This is a genomic window from Pseudomonas sp. 14P5.3.2 (genome assembly GCF_057799175.1).
Genome location: NZ_JBYOKU010000086.1, coordinates 1 through 447, shown reverse-complemented (window position 1 = coordinate 447; position 447 = coordinate 1). Strand labels below are relative to the sequence as shown.

At 63.3% G+C, this 447-nt stretch carries 1 protein-coding gene; it reads right to left on the bottom strand.

Translation table 11 applies throughout. The features are described 5' to 3' along the window. Positions 1-447 (bottom strand): immunoglobulin-like domain-containing protein (locus AC27VU_RS28930; protein ID WP_488725415.1); only part of this gene is annotated, 447 nt, incomplete at both ends.

The window sequence follows — 447 nt, the reverse complement described above, 5'->3', positions numbered from 1 at the left end:
GTGAGTTTCACGCCAGTGGTGTCGATGGTGTCGGTGACACTGGTCACGGCTGGTGTGGTGCTTGGGACCAGGTTTTCGAAGTTGCCACCGGTCGCGGTCTTGATCGTTGCCTGCACGGTGCCGGCGTCTTTGTAGACGTCGTCCGCTGGAGCAGGAACGGTGACGGTGCCGGTAGTTTTACCCGCGTCGATGGTGATCACGGCGCCGTTGCTCAGGGTCACGGTGACCGGCGAACCGGCGGCGTTGGTGAGGGTTGCGGTGTAAACGATCGAGCCACCTTCGGCCACAGTGCCGGTCGCGCTCAGCGACAGGTTGGTGGTGTCGATGGTGTCGGTCACGGTGGTGCTGACCGGCGTTTTGTCGGCCACCAGATTCTCGTAGTTGCCGCCGGTCACGTTAGTGATCGAGTTGGTCAACGGCGCGTGGCCGGTCAGCGCGTCGTTCGGC